1 protein-coding gene is annotated in these 3,038 nt (G+C 42.7%); it reads left to right on the plus strand.

The annotated features are described in order from the left end of the window. Nucleotides 1–2,586: tetratricopeptide repeat protein (locus tag BP861_RS05615; protein WP_292373401.1), on the plus strand; the 2,586-nt coding region annotated here is incomplete at its 5' end. Nucleotides 2,587–3,038: the final 452 nt, after the last annotated feature.

Genomic DNA, 3,038 nt, shown 5'->3' on the forward strand with positions numbered 1-3,038 from the left:
TGGTACTATAGAGGAATAACCCTATCCATACTTGGGAGAAATGAAGAGGCACTTGAGGCTTATGGAAAAACCCTTATGCTAGAACCTTTACATTCAGGAGCATGGGAAGGTGAGGCAAAAGCATACCTTGCCCTGGGTAAAAAGAGAGAAGCTTTGAGAACCTGTGAAAAGGCTTTGGAACTTGAACCTGCATCTGCAGTTGCTTGGGAAACGCAGGGCAGAATTCTCGAAGGCATGGGAAGGAAAGAAGAGGCTCTATCAGCTTTTGAAAAAAGTCTTATCATTGAGCCAAGAAACACAAAAAACAGACTCGAAAGAGGTAGGCTTCTCGGAAAGCTGGGCAGGCCTCGTGAAGCTCTTGACATATTTGAAAGTGTACTTGAACTTGATAACTCTCTTATAGAGGCAAAAGCTGGCAAAGGAAAAGCCCTGCTGGCACTTGGAAAATATCAGGAATCTCTAGATGCTTTCAGGAAAGCCCTTGAAGCTAATCCTTTGAGCCTAGAGGGATGGAGAGGGGTAGGTAACTGTTTTTTAGCCATGCAGAGGCCTTACGAAGCTCTGCAGGCGTATGAAAAGGCCCTCTCTTCCGGAGTTGAAGATAGTGGTATTCTGAGCGGTCTTGGAGAAGTATATTATCAGCTTGGGGATTATTCCAGATCTCTTGAGAGCTTTGAGGAAGCTCTCGGTCTTTATTCCAGAAATCTTTTTGCGTGGAATGGAAAAGGAAACGCGCTTTATAAGCTTGGAAGATATAGGGAAGCTCTTGACGCTTATGAGACACTCCTCGAGCTTGACTATGAAAGCCTGCCTGCCCGTTATAACCGAGGAGTTACTCTCTCCCGACTCAGGCATCAGGAAAAAGATTTTGGAGAGACTCTTGGCAGTCAGCTCCAAACGGCTTTTAAAAAATATCTGGAATTATCTGGGGGACTTCCTGAAAGAGAAATTGGGGATGAAAGCTGGAAATATCGGGGATTTGCTTTTGCCGAGCTTGGAGAGTATGCGGAAGCTCTTAAAGCCTTTGACAATGCCGCGAAAAGAGAATCTGAACGCTCTTTTCCTCAAATTTGCAAAGGAATTACTCTTCTCTGCCTGAGGATGTATGAGGAAGCTCTAAAAACGCTCGAAGATGCAGAAGAAGCTATTTATGCAGCTGCAGGAGCAGAAAAATCCACAAAAATTCTCGAAGATAAAGAACCTGAAATTTTGAATTCCGCTGAAATAAATTTCAGGTTGGAAATTCTCAGGAATTCTAAAGGGCTTGCTCTGAATGCCCTTGGCAGATATCAGGATGCTTTAATAGCTTTTGAAAGCGCCAGAGAACTTTCCGAAGCAGAAACAATTTCATATTCCGGAAAAGGCCTGGTTTTTGCACACTGCGGAGAGTGGGGAAAAGCCCTGGAAGTGTTTGATAGGATCCTTACCCTTGACCCTCAAAACACACAGGCTTCAGTCATGAAAGCTTTTGTTCTCATAAGGCTGCAGGAGTTTGAGAAAGCCGTTGCAGTCCTTGAAAAGCTAACAGACGAAATAAACTCGGATTTTCCTGCCTGCCTGTTGGGATTTGCCTATTTCAGGCTGAAAGATTTCGATAGAGCTATCAAGGCATACAGAAAAGCAATTGATATAAATCCAAAAAATTTTCATGCAAGAAACGGACTTGCAGAGCTTTACTTCAGGATCGGAAACAGTAGGGGCGCATTAAAAGAGCTAGAAGCTTCGATTGCAGAAGCCCCTGATAATGCATTCTCAAGAAACCTAAAAGGTCGGATAGAACTTGAAGAGCAAGCCTGTGAGGATGCACTTGAGTCTTTCAGGCGAGCTCTTGCCTTGAATTCGGAAGACCTGAAACTGTTGCTCTGGGATGCGTATGCGAGGTATATGTGTGCAGAAACATCTTTTGACGAAAATAGTGCACGTTTCAGGTATACACTACTTGCAGCTGCAGGAAAACTTGAAAAAGCAGCCATTCTGCAGAGATCCAAAGATAACGAACTGAAAGCGTATGCCCTTTATTTTCTGGGGCTTTTTTACTACCGGGCACACTACTTCCGAAAATCGGTAGATAGACTTGATGAATGCCTGAGACTGGAGTCTCCAGCCGAAGTAAAGAAACCTGCAGCCCGGCTCCTGAAAAATCTCCGTACAGGACCTTTCAAGCCTGCCTGGTGGGAATGGTGGCTTTATTCCAAGACACATGGCCTGCTCAAAAAGATGGGTTTCGTTCTCATTTTCCTCTTTGTATTCGTCCTTCTGTTGTCCCATCCCGCAGCTTTATCTCTTCCAATCATCTCCTGGCCCGCGTCCTATATTAATTCCATTTTTTCTCTCACAGGGAACGTTTCATGGCCGATTTACGACAGAGAGTACATAATCTTTATCTTATTTTTGGCTTTTATTCTGTTCCTGCCCGAGTTCAGGCAAGTCAGGCCGAACGAAGAAGATTTTGAACCTCTTACTCCTCCATACCCTGATCTCGATATTCCTGCATCTATACTTGAGGAGTTTGGTGAAAAGCTCGAGAGAAGTCTATTTTCTCCTGAACCCATGGAAGAAAGCGTGCAAAAGCTAGGAAATTTTTGAAGGCCTGAATAAATAAAATCTAATGTTTCAACTATTTATCAAAAATAATTATTTAGTTAAGATGTAGCCAAGCCGAAAAGAGAAACACCAAGCTTGAATGTGATTTTCAACAATAGCTGTTTCTAAACTTATATGTTATAATTCAACACTTCGGAAATGAATGTAAGTTACACACTCGAAACAGCGAAGAGCCATTTTTATATAATGTAGAGGGTTTTATTTCCCTCGGATTTTTAGTCATGTCTCACGTTATTATGCTGGAACTCTTAAATATCAAATATTCCCCAGACTTCTCAAACATGATACCTCTAAGAAAATCTACTCATTTTTTATAACCACGCAAAGACACTGAAATTTCTGTCCCATGAATTAGTCCGCTTGAGAGAGCGAAATCAAATCCTCTAAGTTCATAAATTAGCCCTCTTGAGCGCAGCGAAAAGGGCACCGTCCTC

The sequence above is a fragment of the Methanosarcina sp. UBA411 genome (genome assembly GCF_002495725.1).
In the GTDB taxonomy this organism is placed as follows: domain Archaea; phylum Halobacteriota; class Methanosarcinia; order Methanosarcinales; family Methanosarcinaceae; genus Methanosarcina.